This is a genomic window from Aquimarina sp. Aq78 (genome assembly GCF_900299525.1).
Taxonomy (GTDB): domain Bacteria; phylum Bacteroidota; class Bacteroidia; order Flavobacteriales; family Flavobacteriaceae; genus Aquimarina.
Map to the genome: position 1 here is coordinate 1 of NZ_OMKA01000020.1, position 17254 is coordinate 17254.

Sequence of the window (17254 nt, forward strand, 5' to 3'; positions counted from 1 at the left end):
TTGATTAGAACCTAAGTTTAAAACCTTTAATGCCCCCATACTACCAATAGATGTGGGAATAGTACCCGTCATGGCATTACGCTCAACAGTAAATGTTTCTACATTCACTAAATTGCCAACTGAATCTGGTAAAGGTCCTGATAATTTATTTATAGCAAAGTTAACGAAAGTTAGATGTACCAAGTCTCCAAAAGATATTGGAATTCCTCCCGTCAATCCATTATATGATAAACTCAATTTTGTTACTTTTCCATTCTCAACAGTAACACCTGCCCAATCACAAACAGAAGAGTTAGGATCATTAACCAACCATGGTCTGTTATTGGCCTGTGTATTGGTCCAATTAGCGCCATCAGTACTATTGTATAAATCTACCAGAGCCTGTCTTTCTGCTGCAGAAACTCCACATGTTTCAGCTGGGCCTATCGATAGAGTTATTGGATTACGAATTAATGTTAAATCTGTAATTATGCTATTAGTAGCAGTGAAATGGTATACTCCGGCATCAACATCTGTAGCATTAGAGATGACTAAATCTTTGCTTGTTGCTCCTGTAATAGCTACATCATTTTTATACCATTGGTAGCTATTGTTGATACTTGTTAATGCTGTAGTTGTTAATGTAATTGATTGTCCTGTCGGTACTGATCTTGTTTCAGCCTGATCTATTTTACCTTGAGGTGTATATCGATATCTTGTTAGGTTAGTCTGATAATTTGCATGTTCGGTTTCAAAATCATTGAACACAAAATTATTCCCTTCAAGTTCTAAAGTGTTTAAGATATCAGATGATGCAATTGTTGATAATCCTGATGGTATTTTTCCAGAAAAACTATTGTTTGCAACAGACAGTGTACTTAACTTGGTTAAATCACCCAACTGGCTTGGCAATTGGCCTTCTAATTTATTCCCTGTTAGGTATAAAAATGTTAAGTTAGAAAGGTTACCAAAATTACCAGGAATTGTTCCTGTAAAATTATTGAAGGCTAAATGAATAACTTTTAAATTCAAAAGAGTACCTAATCCTGTTGGGATATCACCACTCATTTTGTTTAAAAATAAAGATATCGTACTTAGGTTTGATAAATTAGAGATCGATGCAGGTAGTGTTCCTGTTAGTTTATTACGAGACAAGGATATATTTGTTAGATTAACCAAATCACCAATAGTAGTAGGAATGCTCCCAGAAAGTGTATTTCTGGTTAAGGATAATGATTCTAATCCCGATATGTTGGATATAGAATTCGGAATCGTACCCACCAAATTATTATTATCTAATTTTAAGGCTGTTACCTTATCTGCTACAACAGTAATCCCATACCAATCACTCACCAAAGAATTTGGATCATTAATCAACCATGGCTGATTATTAGCTTGTGTATTAGTCCAATTAGTCCCATCTGTACTGGTATAAAAATCTATCAAAGCCTGACGTTCTGCGGCAGTGACTCGCCCAACTTCAGCATCAGAAATTGATACTGTAATTTCATTTCGGGTTAGTGTTAAGTCTGTAATTATGCTATTGGCAGCAGTGAAATGGTATACTCCGGCATCTGTGCCTGTAGCATTAGTGATCACTAAATCTTTACTCGTTGCTCCTGTAATAGCTATATTATCTTTGTACCACTGGTAACTATTATTTGTACTTATTAATGCTGCACCTGTTAATGTAATTGATTGCCCTGTAGATACTGATCTTGTTTCAGCTTGATCTATTTTGCCTTGAGGTGTATATCGATATCTTGTTAGATTGGCCTGATAATTTGCATGTTCAGTTTCAAAATCACTGAATACAAAATTATTCCCTTCAAGTTCTAAAGTGTTTAAGATATCGGATGATGCAATTGTTGATAATCCTGATGGTATTTTTCCAGAAAAACTATTGTTTGCAACAGACAGTGTACTTAACTTGGTTAAATCACCCAACTGGCTTGGCAATTGGCCTTCTAATTTATTCCCTGTTAGGTATAAAAATGTTAAGTTAGAAAGGTTACCAAAATTACCAGGAATTGTTCCTGTAAAATTATTGAAGGCTAAATGAATAACTTTTAAATTCAAAAGAGTACCTAATCCTGTTGGGATATCACCACTCATTTTGTTTAAAAATAAAGATATCGTACTTAGGTTTGATAAATTAGAGATCGATGCAGGTAGTGTTCCTGTTAGTTTATTACGAGACAAGGATATATTTGTTAGATTAACCAGATCACCAATAGTAGTAGGAATGCTCCCAGAAAGTGTATTTCTGGTTAAGGATAATGATTCTAACCCTGATATGTTGGATATAGAATTCGGAATCGTACCTACCAAATTATTATTATCTAATTTTAAGGCTGTTACCTTATCTGCAACAAGTGTAACCCCATACCAATCACTCACCAAAGAATTTGGATCATTAATCAACCATGGCTGGTTATTAGCCTGTGTATTGGTCCAATTAGCCCCATCAGTACTATTATAAAAATCTACCAAAGCCTGGCGTTCCTGAGAAGAGACTTGTGCTATTACAGATAGACTATTAAAAACAACTATTAGTACTAATAAAGAATACTTCGTGAGCTTTGATTGTATATAAGTTAGATTTTTCATGTATCTAATTTGGTTTTCTTTTTTTGATGAATCAATTATTTATTATTTTATAATCTACATGGAGTGACACAAGTCAATCTATAATCACTATAATCAATAAAATTAACTGGGACATTTCTAGGGCATTTTTTCAAATTGGCCATTACATCAATTGTAATTTCTGAATATTTGCCATTTATCAATTTTGATCCATTATTTCTATTTAATAAAAAGAATTCTGCTTTTGAATAATTATTTCGTTTACCACTTCTTCTATTTCTTGCTGCAATATCAAATTTCACAACAGCTCTTCCTCTTATATCCAACTGTATTTCGGACTCGAAGTAAGTTTTATTATTAGCATTTGTAACTGCTATTTCTCCATTTATAAATGCTGCACAACCTCTATCTTCATTATGTAATAAAGTAACTGCAAAAGGCACTACTGCATTGGGTTTGCCCTGTATTGTTATTTCTGATCTTTTTGCCAAACAATATTCATAAGCACCATCTCCATTATGAGTATTCCTGTAATCAACTCCAACACGATCATCTGTTATTCTTGCATTAGAAATACTAGGAATTTCGGCATCATCACATTCACTCCCTATTCCATCTCCATCATAATCGTAATTATTACTAGGTGTAAAAGGGCATAAATCTTCATCATCCTTAATTCCATCATTATCATAGTCTGTATCTTCAGGTAACTCACCAATAAGGTTACGTTCTAAAATTGCATTTTCATTTGCCGGGATTAATAAACTATTTCTACCGGTATGAGATACCTGATCTGTTATCCGTATCCCTTCAAACCCATCTTTGTCTGCCGAATTTTTAAAATTAAAATGGGCGCTATCAGATTTCATAAAGACATAATCTTCAAAACCATCCATCCCCATATCACGATATCTACTATTAGAACTTACTGCTGTTGGCAACGTATAATTATATCCGTATTGCGCAGCAGAATACCTCCCTAAAGCGTCTTTATTTTCTAATTCTGTTCCAAAAGGACTATACTGCGTAACTTCACTAGCAAATGTCCAGGCATCATTAGCTGTCCCAGATTTTCCCCAGGTTTTATCTTGCATCAGAGCATAATACGGCGTAAACTCTTTAAAATACCCTTCTCTACGAGTATTTACCTTAGAAGTTGTACCTTGATTAACATGGGAACGTTCTGTTAAATATGCATAGGAACGCTTTGCCCTCCATTCTCCCTTTGCGTTATACACATAAGGGTTAAAAGGATTTTCAAAAGGGTAATCATCTTGTGAGATATCTTCAAGCTTCCCTCCATTTAAGGATTCTGGTGCAAATTTTAATTCACTTTCACACTGGCAATTCCAGAAGTCATTATATTCTACTGCACTGGCGTTTACAATTCTTAAATTATCTACAGTTGGTGTATTTATATTTAGTGTGAATGTATTGGTATCTATTTGATTCAAATTTGCTCCAGTACTCCCTTTGATTGGGTTTTTCATCATTGTAATGGATCCCATATTGGCCATTTGTTGATTTCTACGTCCTGATCTTACAATTTTGAAGTCAATCTCCTCACTAATATCTGCTCCTTCAGAAGTATTAATAACACTTCCGTTTCTTTTCATTAACATCACTCCATCACCCGCAGGATTAAACCCTACAATCCAAAGTCGATCGCTCTTCTTTGCTCTGCCATAGGTAGCTATTATTTCATCTCCTAGCGTAAAATATTTCTTAGCATCAGGAATAGTAAAGAAGCTTCCCGATCTTTTCAAAGTTCCAGTAATACCTATATTACGAGATGCCTGCCCCATATTATCATAGGCCCAGTATGCAGGAAAATTAAAATTGTAGTATTCATCATCAAATTCATTAACAGTTCGGGTTAATAATACTTGTCCCGTTTCTGCATCCCAGGCTTCATTTATAGTTGATACCTTAGATCCGAGATCTGTAGCTATTTTTTCTTTTAGTACTGCCGTTGTATGAATTACTTTGGTAGTGATAGTTGAATGGGCTATATTTTCCATCTTGGTCATAGAAGGGACCACCATAGGAACTGGAACTGGAAATACACCTATTATTAAAATAACTATGTTTCCTTTAAATCCTTTATTTTCGGATTTAGAATAACTTTCTCTAAAATCTGTAACCATATCATAATCTACTCCAATTTCTCTATCATAAAGTACTTTACCATCTTTTGAGATTATTGGTAGTTTATTATCTAATTTTGTTATATCATTTTGTTGGGTACTATATTTATATTCTACAGATGATATGGCTTTATCCTGATGCTCTGCATATACTTTCTGAAAACGCATCTTTCCATTCATATCATTGGTATGCACCATAAAACCCTGAGAAAGCGTAAATTCGTTTTTCATCGCGATGGGTGCCCCAAAAATTCCTTTTAACATATTCTTTAAAAAATCATTTTGGTTTGTTACCATACCAGCATCAATATCTGTGTAATCAACAACAGTTGGATAATCTTTGGATGTAAAATATTCGGTTACGACCTTACCTGTTGCGTGTTTTGATATTCCTTCTCGTGCAAGATTACTTACTGTTACTTTACTATAGGTAATTACTGAAGAAGGGAAGAAAGATTCTCCAAATGGTTTCTCTATATAATTTACTTCACGAGGAGCTACCAGACGATCCGAATGATTATAAAATGGTTCTACAAATGGATTTTCCTTACTCTGATTAGGCTCATAAGTAGCAACACCACTAGAACTCCCGTCATCTAAAGTATATTCATAAGTTTGCCCATACTCTTTATTATACTTTTCATTAGTATCAGGAATTGTGGCATCCACCATTTTATTCCACTGATCTCTCATCACCAATTTCTTTATCCTTACACCGCCTCCTAACTTATATTTTCCAGGAGCTGACAAGCGTATCCAGGACTTTTCTGGTATAAAACGCTGTGCACATAAAAATTCATTACTTCTTAACTTAGCATTAGGGCCTGTGACAAGATCTTTGATTGCAGCAACACTACTAATCAATTTCTTTGCTATACTCTCTAAATTTTCAGATCTATAATCCATGTTAATTCCATACACCAATCCATTTAGGTATTGTCTTCCAAAATACCATCCTGCTTTAGAGATCGGATTGACTTGTTTAGTACCTAAAACTCCGCCTTCGATATCCGTCATTTTCATGGGAATGGCCGCATACACTTCTCCATTTGTTTTTTTAAATACATTGATCTGTTTATTTTTGGAGATTTCAAAATATCCGGTTACATAGTCATAATCATTACTAGTATCAGATAATGCCCCGGCTTTAGTCATATTCATTAAGAATCTAAAATAAATCGGTTTATTCTCAATCCCTTTTAAATATTTTGATCTAAAATCAGCATCTGTTGTAGCTGTTTCTCCTGACTGAAGTTTTACATACAAATAATCTGCATCTCCATCAAAAACATTTAATGCTCCTGACTTATATAGTTTTTTATTTCCCTCAGGATTAGAAGGGTTCGGTTTTTCACCTGTTCCTACCACTTTAAACATTTGCAACGCATCACGATCCTGAACATATTGATAGTCATCACTTTCATATGTCAAGTCGATTTTTCCACCTGATGGTAAATCAATAGATGTTAATGACCAAGCTGAAGAGAAAGAATCCTGTAGCTTACGATCATCCTGTTGTATAAAGGCAAATTCTGGTGCTGTAATAGCATCTCCTGTATTACAAAAGCCCGTATTGCCCCCTTCAAAATTAGGATTCATTTGAGGTACATCTACCCCGCTTTCATTCTTAATATATACTACGTTACCATTCTGGTCGTATTGTAATGCGTCTTTAACAATCGGCTTATATCCACCCCAAACATCATAGGATTTTAGGTTATAATCTGGATTAAATCCATCATAATTAAAAGTATACGGAGTATACTTACCCATTTTAGAATCTCGATAGGTAAAATATACTTTTTTTAATGTTAATTTTCCACCTTCATTACGTAACTCATTCCCATTAGGAGCTTCTCCTTTATTATTATCTACTTTTTTACACTGAGAATAATCATAGACAAAATGTGCTGTTTTGATAGCACTTATTGGCAAATCATTAGTAGCATCATCATCTAATATTTTTGCCTTAAGAGCTTCTGGTTTTGAATACAGCCTAACCTTATCTATTTTGTACATTTGTTGTCCAGAAGATGGGGCTCCTCCATTCTCTCCTGCAACTCCACGTGCATCTTTACGAGGAGAAAGGTCAAATATCGCTACATGAGTTTTGGTGACAATTTTATCAATATATTTTATCTCTTTCTCTCCATAGATATAACTTCCTTTTTGATCCGCTTTATTGGTATTTAAACCAGCATTATAGGAAGCTTGCATTGCTCCATAAGGGATTCTCCATTTGTATGTATCTTCTTTATTGGTATACACAAAATTGGTATACGCTCCTAGATCATCATCTGTAGGGCCATCTCCTTTCAAATCCTCATAATCTGAAGACAATACAGAAGATAATAAGTACGTATGTGCATAAGAAGGTGTGTTTACAGCATTAAAATAATGATCTATTCCACTTCTATTTCCTGTAGAATTTTCACCCCCTTGATATGTAACAAGTCCTGTAGCACAGTTATAAGCATTACTATTTGTGGTAAATGCAACTTCTCTTTTAACATTATTATAAGCTGTTTCTCCAAAAACATATGTAGAACCATCAGCTTTTTGTACTCTTACTTCTGCAGTGTGGTGAGGCTCTGCTTCCTTATTTATGCGAGAGTCTACGTAGTTCTTATTATTGTAAAATCTAGGTAGTTCTTCTGCACTTATTTTTTGTATGTTTTGATTACGAACATCTCTATTGCTTCGTTTAAATTTCTTTTTAAATTCAGCCCCACCCAAATCTTTATATTCGGGAGTGAAGTTATCAGTATACGTTTTTATTCTAAAACGGTTATTTGCATATCTATCAAAACTACTTCTGCTTCCTCCAATTTTTAATGTTACTGGAGCATATCCTCCTAAATCTTCAAATAATTCCTGATCCTTATCTATCCTTGGCTCTCCTATATATTTGTAATACACCGGTTCATAGTCTAATGAATCTCCTGCTTCTTTAATATCTTCTTTCTCTTGTTTAAAATGTTGCAATGCTTTAGTATTCCATATCCCGGTATGACTCTCGGATGGTGCATATGTAAAGTTAACTCCTGCGTGCATCCCTGTCCCTGGCTCTATTTCTACTCCTAAACTAAAACTATCATTTTCATCCTCAACAAATACATCGTTTATTTGCCCTATCTGACTTCGAAATGGCCTAAACATTCCTCCTATCCCTTGTCCTTGAACAGTATATAAATCATAAGTGTAATTTGTAGTAGGAAGCGCTAAAGTTGTTTTACTAATAAGTTGTTCTTTTTCTCTATTATAATCCAGTATATCATTAGGGTTGGCAAAACCTGTAAACTCATACCCATATGCTTTTTCTAATTTAAATGGGTCTTTTATTTTTTGTACCGCACCCATAGCAGAAACTTCAAACTCCCCATCTATTCCCCATATATCTCCACCTACAGAAATTGCTACTGTACCACTGATATCTGTAAAAGCAGTACGTTTACGTGGAGTCCATGTTGGAGTACTAAAAGAATAAGAACCCGAACCAGAGGAAAGAGATTTTTCTATTTTCATCTCATCAAACACTCCTTTAGAGAGATTAACTGAAGCTCCCATATTAAATGAACTTAATCCTCTATTAGAATTATAGGATACTCCTGCATTTAAACTCCCTCCTACCGCACTATCAAACAAAGATCCATTTCCAATTTTAGCATTAACACTTGGCGATATGGTAGCACCATCTGTAACTGAACTACTACCCTGAATTCCCACAGAAACTCCTTCTGCTAAACCAAATTGTATACCGTAAGACGGCTTAAAAGAGGTACCTGTGTAATTATTATACTTTACATCCATCCCAAAAGAAACCTTTACTCCATCCGGTGCCTCAAGTCCAAAAAGTTGAATATCCAAACCTGTATATACTCCTACAGTAACATTATTCTTCATGTTATTTTCATAGGTCATTTCATCCCCTTTAAAATCATCAGGAATTCCTCGTACTTGTCGATTGATTTGCCCTACATTAAGATTCCATCCTAGCCCAACCCAGGAAGATTCCTGATCCATGGTTACTCCAGAATCATAAGCCAGGTTTAACGGATATCCTCCAACATCCATAACAGGTATATTGTAGTTAAAGTTTCCCGAGGATAAATTCACCATATCTGAAGTTCCGATAGGTGTAAATGACTTAAACTCTGGTTGTGATGGACCGCTGGTTAATGCCCACAATTGCATAGGCTGCATCATTTGTACAATCAATTGTATTGCCAAATAGCTTGCAATTACTTTTGTAACTTTACTCTTTCGTATTGTATTGATCATATAACTAGGTGTGTTATAATATTATAACTTAATAGGTGTTTCTGTAAACTTAAATTTTAGTATCCCGTTTCCAAACAAGTGGTCCTCATATATAAGCTTAATGTTTTCCTCTGGTAAAATGTTACCAAAATGCAATAGCAATCTTTTAAAAGGAGCTACTTTAAAATTTCTTTCGAATGTGGTACCTAAACAAGGAATAGTATCTCCCGATTGTGTGACAATTTTGAAATCATTTTCTATTGTAAAAGACATATACTTAACAGCCGATTCATAATCACGATTGGTATATTCTGATTTTAATACATCATCTTCCTGCTCTTGTTTAAATTCTATTTCGATTACTCGTTCATTTTTAAGAGATTCATATATAGAATCTACTTTTTGAAGATCTTGATTTCCTTCATTTTTCAGAATATAATATTGTAAAGGAACTAGTGTAGCTTTGTACTCTATGTCAGACAAAAAATGAGAAACAGATTTAGATTTCCAACCAGAATTCTCTAAATTGAAGAGTTTATATTCTATTTTCGAATCTTGAGTTTTCTTTTCTTTTACACAAGAAGAAAACAACAATAACATACACCCAAAAACAAACAACATATTTTTCTTACGCATATAAAAATTCGGTGTCATAATTTTAGTTTCCTTCATATTTGGTATTTGCATATTCTAATACTTTTGTTGTTATATCGATTTCTTCCTGAGCATACATAACATTGCCTACACCCTGTGTTCCCAATATAATCTTGCATTGATTTGCAATGCCATATTCTTTTATATATTGATCTAATCTATTCCAAACTTTTTGGCGTATATCTTTAGAGAGATAATCATTCATTTTTTTTAACTCCTGATCTTCTGTTCTTAATTGCACTTCTAATTCCTGAGTTTTTTCTTTATTCTCTTGTTCTCTAAAAATAGAATAGATTGTATATAAGCTGTCTAGTTTCTTTTTTTGTTTTGTAATTTTTTCAGTATTAATTTTCCCTAAATCCTGAGACATATTAAAGCCATTAAAAAGTTTAATATTATCTACATAAACAATATCAGCACTAGAAGGTTTAGGAAAATAAAATGTTATAAAAATTACTATCAATAACAAGACGTTACATATCAATAGAAAAGTTGTGTGATTCTTTTTCAATATTGTAAATTTTTATTTTTTAAAGTATTAAGTCTATTTTTTCAAAAAGTGCCAAAACTACTACATATATAGTAATCTGTCAACATCTATAACCAGAGATTATATCTTTTGTATTTTTCAAAAACTTGTGTTCTAATATGATAATTCTTATCATGATCATATGAGATCGTAACTAAAAATCTACATATCAAATCTTTATGATTCAGCCTGAAAATATTTATCAAATAAAAAAATAATTCACCTTTTCTTTTTACTCCAATATTTTTCTTAGACTTTACATAATGGTTTACATTTAATACTACTTAATCTCTATTTTGAGTACAATATTAATAGTTACCAGTTCCATTTTTCGGGACTGGGTAAAAAAAAATAAAAATAATTTTGAAAAAAAAAGAAGAGTGTCTTTTCTAAGGTGTTTTTACAGGTAATAAAAGATTTGTAATTAAGTTTCTGTTTCTTCAAAAGCGTGAAAACTTAAAAAAACTATCAATATGAAACTAAATTCTCTTTATCAATTACATTCTATGTTTTCGATGTATTCATTTAAAAAAAATTAATAGATACTATAAAAAATAGTTTACTAATCTATTGTTGCTGTATTTTATCATGCCACAGAATTTAAAGTGCTTTTCATGAAGAAGTATAGCTCTTTCATCTCTTTTTTACCCGCTTGTCTCCCCAATCGGCCCGCAAAGTAGAGTACAAACCAAGTAATGAGAAGAAAAAACATGATGATTATAGAAAATAGATACGATTTATCCAGGCGTATATTTACATACATCCAAACTACTGCTGCTATAAATGATGTAGCAACGATAAAGTGAAGGAACATAAAAAGAGTCCATACTGTAGGACTAGGACCAAAAAGGCCCTTTAGTTGTGGTTGTTTTTCATCAATATCATAAATCTCGAGATGAAGTTGTGGTGACCAGAAATGCTGGTCTTTTTTAGGAATACGTATAAAAATGTGGTGGTCTACCCGGCTCACTTTAAAATCCTGACAAGTTTTACCTGCTTTTTCAAAAGCTTCGAGTGCTTTTTCTGACGGTACATCTAAATCCTGAAAAAACCGAGGGCGTAAAACAATATCATTTGAGATTTCCATAAATGCATTTAAGCATCAATGTTACTATATATTTTAATTCTTATTACTGATTTTTATCAGTTTTAGGAAACTCAATATGAATCTATTAGAAATGTAATGTAAAATCTATATCGTATGATTATAGTATAACCGTTTAGGCAATTCCTTTCATAGTAAGTAATGTGGTTACCCAAACAATTACAGAAGAGAAAAATATACCCACGCTATTAGCTATAAAAGCTTTTCGTTTTTTAACCTTGAATAAATATGTAGCGATACTCCCTGCATACACACCAGTACCAGGAATTGGAATCATAACAAATAAAAGAAGTCCCCAAAATTCATGTTTTTGAATTTTAGTCCCCGAGCCTAATTTTGCTCTTCGGGCTACATATATTGCAGCTTTTTTATAAAATTTCCATCGAAGTAAATATGTATTCATCTTTTCCAAAAAAAACATCATCATGGGAAACACCAATACATTAGATAAAAAACATAAAACAAATACCAAATAGATATTTAATCCACTTAGCATACCAAAAGGAATCCCAACCTTAGCTTCACCAAAAGGAGAAATACTCCACAAAACAGCAATAATAATATCCTTAATCACAAACAATTTTTCTTACAGCCTGCAAAGTTAACGTTCTAAATGGTTTGTACCATACTTTTAAATCTTAAAAAAGGTCTAAATTAGTTTTATAACTCTAATTTTAACAATAAAACTCTTTTTATGGCTTCAATAGCTTGGGTTCCAGCCATAAATATCCTGTACAGAATAAAAACAGAAGATAAAAACTTAAAAGTGGTATTGGTCGTACGGTATGATTTTGGATTGCTTCTTTCTTCAATGATTTTTTATAATACCTCTTATTTTCTTCAATTGTTTTATACAATGTTTGTGATCGCCAATGAGATGTATCTGCTACAAAATACTCGAATATTTTTGTTGTATCCTGTTCTAAAAACTGGGTATTCCATCCAAAATCCCGTGGATGAGTAACTCCTTTCCATAGATTTAACAAATCAATATCCTTACGTATCGAAACGTTATATTTTTTATTGGTTTTAATTATTGGTTTTGATATTGATGTTCTTACATCAAACTTAAAAGGGTGATCTTTATATGCAATTATTGATGCTACTCCCCATTCTACCGACAAAGTTTCTTTACTACTTATACTATTAATGAGTTTAGACCATATTTGTTGATAAGCATCAGTATTGCCTTCCAATACTAGTTCATATGTATTTTCTAACACAGTAGTCCCGATTCTACCTTTTCCGATATGTTTGTATCCAGATATGATTTTGGTATTAGATTTAGTATGAATATGCTGTAATTGAAATTTATCTTTTAAAACAAAAGCGTATTTAGAAAGTTTAATTTTTTCCGGATCATCCAATCTTATTTCTGTCTTTTTTTCTGAAATAAAATCAAATGCTCCAAAACCTTTTGAAGATCTAAAAAAATTAGGATCTGGTTGGATAAAAACACCCAGCCCATTTTCTTTTACAGAATTCTCTAAAGCGCTACGTGATTTTCTTCCTAAATTTTTAAATGAATTGGCATCAATGATAACTAAATCGAAAGATTCTAAGTTTTTTTTAGAAAAAGCCCCCATAGGTGTTCTTTCCATATTAAAATATTCGAACTTGTATCTTCCTTTGGTGATCTGGCTCCTAACCAGTACTTGATGTCCCATTTCTGCCAGATAGTTTTTAAGGTACTTGGTTTCAAAAGTCGGAAAACCATTTACCACTACTATTTTTAAAGGAGTAGGATCCTTTACAACCAAAGGAATAGGATCTGTAGATAGAGTTTTTCCTAAAGAATCTTTTTCGACTAGTGAAAAAAGATAGTTTCCTTTGACATTAAGATTAGTTGTCAATTGAAATTTTTGTTGTTCTTCTGCTACTAAAGAAACAGAATCTAAACCTGCTCCCCCTGGCCCTTCTAATACAAGTTTATTTCCATTTTGAGGCTTGGCATATAATCCTGTGAATATCTGGTGTTCCCCTACAGTATTTTTATAATTATATTTAAATCTAACTACCCCAGTAGGTGTGTTTCTCCCCAGATAATTAACATTATGATCATCTAATTGCCAGAGATCATAGGGTTTCACACCATACCCAAGGATAAAAACAGAATCCGGAGTGTTTATATTATCAAAAATAGGATGATTAGCTTTGTACTTATACTTTTTTAGTTTTTTATGAATTTTCCTCAAGCTATCTAATTGTTCTTTATTATAGCCCTCGGTTAGCAAAACCATTTTGGTAGCAGTATTGTTGGTAGCAGAAATTGCAGGTTTTAATGCTATAATAGCAAGTGAAGAAATTGCAAAAAAGGCGATTGCTATTTTTACCCAAAACCTACGTTTCCCAAATTGGGGCCATTCTTTCCATCCAAAAACAAACCATAGCACTACCGCTCCAATACCGATTTGCCATATCCAACTCTCATTTAAAAAAGTTATTTGATCAATCATGAATTTGAAGCTCTTTTAGTAATAATTCATTAATCTCACTCGTTAACACTTTCTTTTTAAATGGATTAGATTTTAACTCGGGAAGCGCATAAAACAAACCTCTCTGCACTTCGGTCAAAATTGATGATGATATTACTCTATCTTCTGTAATACGTTTTAATTGCTGTAAGGTCTTTAAATATTTCCCAGGATCTTCAATAGCTTTAGTGGCCAATTCATTTCCCGCCTTTTCAAAAATGAGTTTATCTTCAGCAGTAATTAAAGTTTTATTAGATATCAATTGTTCAAGTCTTAAAATAGTTTTATATATAGAAGGATATATTTCTGGGAGTTGTAGCTCTTCTATTTTTCTAAAATTAGACACTTCGTCAATTTTGCCTGTTAATCTCTTATCTTCCTTAATTGGTGGAGGATCAAAACCAATACGATGTACATAGACTCGGGCACTATTTTTAATTTCCTGAATCAATTTAAGTGCTTTATATTGATATGGTAAAGATTTTTCTGGTGTATACAATCGTAAATATAACTCAGCATCCCACATTTCATTAAGTGCTTGTCTTAATTTACTTTTTAAAGATTGTGTAAACAATGTTGACTCTTCTGGATCGTCATGATTATGCAAGTATTCATGTAAGGGATCATTACTTTTTTCACCATCCTTTTCTTCTTTATGATCTACCAGGTTATGTTCATTTTCATTATCGTGATCATGAGTATATGCTGCCAAAGGATCTTTTTCTTCATGATCTTCATCCTCATGTTCATCTTCATGTTCATCTGTTTCTGCCAAAACTTCTGTATTCTCATGAGTAGCTGGTCCAAACTCTGATTCATCACCCATAAATTCGCCATACTTAAGACGAAGAACTTTTTGATCAAACCCCAGTTCATTACTCTTAAAATTAAACTCTTTTTTCGATAGTTTTGACTTGTCTTTAATGAGTTTTTCTGTATCAATAATCAATTGACGTTGGCTTCTAAAATAATCTGGCATTTGATCAACTCCCATAGTTCCTTCTACGGCAAATTCATCAGAAATTGTATCTTTTATAACCGCAAAAAAGGTTTCACTTCTAGAGATATTGGGTTTGGGTCGCTTAAGATCCAGTGCTTCGATATAAAAATAAAGCTCATCTCCCGGTTCCATATTCATTTGATCCAGATCTATGTTTTTTGATAAGTTTAGATTTTTACGTCCTCTAAGCACTTTGCTGTCAAAGTTTAATTTTTCCTCTCTAAACTTAACAGACTCACCAGATCCTTTACTAACTGTTGCTATGATATATGCTTCTGCAATACCAAAATCATCAGTAACAGAGGTTGTAAATGTTATTCTTTTACTTTCATCATAAGAAAAGGTAGTAAACTGTTTTAAATCAGTAACTTTTATATCGGGACTCTTATCTTTTACAACTTCAATCGAATATAAATCAGATGCATATGAAGTACCCTTCATGTCTGTAAACTTGAAATTATAAAATCCCGATGCATTTAAAATTGAGGTTCTTATATATCCATTATCAGTCAACTTCATAGGATAGCTATTTCCCATACTTTCCATAGTTGCACTTTTAATTTTGGTATCAAACTTTATTTTCCATGACAATCGCGACCCTTCTACTGCTTTTACTTCCATTTTAGAAGTTTTAAGTGAAGGTTTATTTGTATAAGCAGGATATTGTATGGTTAATAACTGACTTTCTAACTTAGGTCGTTGGGTTGTAGTTGTTGAATCTTTGGATTTAAAAATGATCTTCTCTGGTTGTACTTCTAGATGTTGAGACCATTGTATATAATCAACAATATGAAACTGATGTATTAGAAAACCAATACTTATAAATAGCATCATTATAACACTTCCTCTTAGTAAATGACTTGGAGGCTTTATAGTATTTATCTTTTCAACAAGCTGTTTTGTTACTTTGTGTTGTTGCAGTTTTGCCAAACCAGAAAGCTGATTTTCGGGTAATAACAAAAGACCCGTACTATACTCAGCTACATCAAGATGTTGATCGATATAACTGCTTACTTTTTTCAAACCCGGTTTCCATGGTTTAATAAAAACAGTAAGTAGTACAATCCCTAATATCAGGGTAATAATTGAAAATATTAACTTGAAAAACAGGAAATAAATAAAAATAGCGAGTCCTAATGCGTACAACAAAATCTCTATCCATAACATTAATTGCCAACGCTTTTTAAACCGAACTAATATTTTCCCTCCCGACTCCATCATTGTTTTCTATATTTTGCTACGATACGCTCAGTTATCAGTAATAATATCAATAAAATCCATAGCCATCTAGAAATATCTAAAATAGTAGAACTCTCTTTATTTTGCTTAAAATCCGCAACTATCGGAAGTAATTCTCCTGTATGTAAAACTCGTCTATCGTACTGTTTAATTTTTTCTTCCAGATTTTCATTAAGATTGAGCATCGCCAGTAAATGTTCTGCAAAATATTCATTTACAACATGTTCTGCATTAAGAGATTTTGTAAGATAGAAAATTTCTTTTGAAGGTCCTTTTTCTATGATGTTATGGGATAAATCATCTGGTTTATAAAGGAGTACTGTTGAAGAAGTTTTCGGAAGTACATCTTTGCTTAACCATATTACCGTCTTGAAAGAGTCAAGATTTATAGTATCAATATTCTGTACTGTACGTATATCAATAGGTCTGTCAAGATATTTTGATATTGCGTTATAGGAAGCTTCAACATATCTCTTTTCATTAGACAAATTATCTTCATAAAATACTAGTATTGTAAGAGGTGATTCTGTAATAAGGGGATGTTGTTCTTGTTTTCCGTTTACCGGAAAAATTACACTATCCATCTCCTTATTAAGCTCGAGTTGATTACTATTCATAGCAACAAGCTCTTTCTCAAAAAATAAATGTTGATCAGTATTTGATACAGAAAGTAACTGTATTGCATTCTCTTTTTTAACAGCACTAAGAGTATTCTTACTTGGTTTTCCAGGATCCAGAATTACCCATGAAATATTTTTATGGACCTGTGGCCTCTTCCCTTTTATACCTAATGTGAATGCATTGGTAAAAACTACAATACTATCAGTTTCTAATGCTTCCATTTCCTTGGCTAATTGCCAATACTTAGGAGTCATGGTAGCAGTTTTATGTAATCCATCGTTTTGATACTCAGGGAAACCAGATTGCAAAAGTCGTATTGATTCTTCTGCTTGTATGGTATCTAAAATCGATTTTACCTCTTCATATTGTAGTAGAGAAGGTTCTACAATATATGTAATAGGTACTTTAGTAATTTTTCTCCTTATCTGTGGCTCTGCAATAAGAACCACGAGTAGACTAATCAATACTATTCGTAGTAATAAAAGCCACAGTTCATTGATTTGGATACTACTCGTTTGTTTAGAATCTGACTCATCAAGTAGTTGAATGCTTCCTATTTTAATTGTTTTTCCTTCTTTTTTACTCCACAGATGTATAGCTATCGGTACAACAAGTCCCAATAAAGCCCATAAATATGTGGGGTTAAGAAAAAACATA

At 32.8% G+C, this 17254-nt stretch carries 9 protein-coding genes; all 9 read right to left on the minus strand.

What is annotated here, in order from left to right; all coding sequences use genetic code 11:
* A partial coding sequence (locus tag DG435_RS11715) for a hypothetical protein (RefSeq protein ID WP_108840608.1) occupies window positions 1–2589 on the minus strand: 2589 nt, incomplete at its 3' end.
* A 47-nt stretch (window positions 2590–2636) separates the two neighbouring features.
* Window positions 2637–8996, minus strand: a complete 6360-nt coding sequence (locus DG435_RS11720; RefSeq protein WP_106795091.1) for a thrombospondin type 3 repeat-containing protein — start codon at window positions 8994–8996, stop codon at window positions 2637–2639.
* Window positions 8997–9017: 21 nt separating this feature from the next.
* The gene (locus DG435_RS11725; RefSeq protein WP_159025809.1) at window positions 9018–9629 is read right to left on the minus strand and encodes a hypothetical protein; all 612 of its coding nucleotides are present in this window, start codon (window positions 9627–9629) and stop codon (window positions 9018–9020) included.
* Window positions 9630–9633: 4 nt separating this feature from the next.
* Window positions 9634–10140: an OmpH family outer membrane protein gene (locus DG435_RS11730; RefSeq protein ID WP_159025810.1), complete on the minus strand. Its 507-nt coding sequence runs from the start codon at window positions 10138–10140 to the stop codon at window positions 9634–9636.
* 604 nt (window positions 10141–10744) lie between these two features.
* Entirely contained in the window at window positions 10745–11245 is a 501-nt protein-coding gene (locus tag DG435_RS11735) for a GTP-binding protein (RefSeq protein ID WP_106795166.1), read from the minus strand.
* Between the two features lie 133 nt (window positions 11246–11378).
* Window positions 11379–11837, minus strand: coding sequence for a small multi-drug export protein (locus DG435_RS11740; protein WP_024771405.1), 459 nt, complete (start codon window positions 11835–11837; stop codon window positions 11379–11381).
* 118 nt (window positions 11838–11955) lie between these two features.
* On the minus strand, window positions 11956–13719 hold the full coding sequence (locus DG435_RS11745; RefSeq protein ID WP_106795167.1) for a hypothetical protein: 1764 nt from the start codon (window positions 13717–13719) through the stop codon (window positions 11956–11958).
* Window positions 13712–15958 (minus strand): tryptophan-rich sensory protein, encoded by a 2247-nt coding sequence (locus DG435_RS11750; protein WP_108840609.1) that lies wholly within the window; start codon window positions 15956–15958, stop codon window positions 13712–13714. The genes DG435_RS11745 and DG435_RS11750 overlap by 8 nt, the downstream gene beginning before the upstream one ends.
* Complete coding sequence (locus DG435_RS11755) at window positions 15955–17253, minus strand: BatA domain-containing protein (RefSeq protein ID WP_106795187.1); 1299 nt, start codon at window positions 17251–17253, stop codon at window positions 15955–15957. The genes DG435_RS11750 and DG435_RS11755 overlap by 4 nt, the downstream gene beginning before the upstream one ends.
* Window position 17254 lies beyond the last annotated feature (1 nt).

What these genes read in the sequence shown, in the direction of transcription:
- DG435_RS11720 (WP_106795091.1), bottom strand. Translation starts at nt 8,996, where the DNA reads ATGATCAATACAATACGAAAGAGTAAAGTTACAAAAGTAATTGCAAGC.
- DG435_RS11725 (WP_159025809.1), bottom strand. Translation starts at nt 9,629, where the DNA reads ATGACACCGAATTTTTATATGCGTAAGAAAAATATGTTGTTTGTTTTT.
- DG435_RS11735 (WP_106795166.1), bottom strand. Translation starts at nt 11,245, where the DNA reads ATGGAAATCTCAAATGATATTGTTTTACGCCCTCGGTTTTTTCAGGAT.
- DG435_RS11745 (WP_106795167.1), bottom strand. Translation starts at nt 13,719, where the DNA reads ATGATTGATCAAATAACTTTTTTAAATGAGAGTTGGATATGGCAAATC.
- DG435_RS11750 (WP_108840609.1), bottom strand. Translation starts at nt 15,958, where the DNA reads ATGATGGAGTCGGGAGGGAAAATATTAGTTCGGTTTAAAAAGCGTTGG.
- DG435_RS11755 (WP_106795187.1), bottom strand. Translation starts at nt 17,253, where the DNA reads ATGTTTTTTCTTAACCCCACATATTTATGGGCTTTATTGGGACTTGTT.